1 protein-coding gene is annotated in these 233 nt (G+C 50.6%); it reads left to right on the top strand.

The features are described 5' to 3' along the window. Positions 1 to 47: 47 nt before the first annotated feature. The coding region (locus GHO03_RS25025) for a hypothetical protein (RefSeq protein ID WP_153400728.1) at positions 48 to 233 on the top strand (186 nt) is incomplete at its 3' end.

The following is a 233-nucleotide window of genomic DNA, read 5'->3' as shown; positions in this document are numbered from 1 at the left end:
GGCCGACCATGACAACGAAACCACGTAAGCGTCTTAACCGACTGACCTTGACCATATCCGATGACCTCAAGGCTGCTTTGGCAGATTTGAATGAAGCTACTGGGGTCGCCGCAGCTAGTTTCGTCGGAGAGATTATTGAGGCGAACATTCCAATGATTTTGGGAATAGCTAATGCCGCGCGCTTAGCAAAAGCAGAGCCAGGACGTGCTTTGGAAATCATGCAGCGTTCGATG

Source organism: Pseudomonas sp. FSL R10-1339 (genome assembly GCF_009600545.1).
Lineage (GTDB): Bacteria > Pseudomonadota > Gammaproteobacteria > Pseudomonadales > Pseudomonadaceae > Aquipseudomonas > Aquipseudomonas bubulae.
The sequence above is the reverse complement of the archived record's forward strand: the minus strand, read 5'-3'. Positions and strand labels throughout refer to the sequence as shown.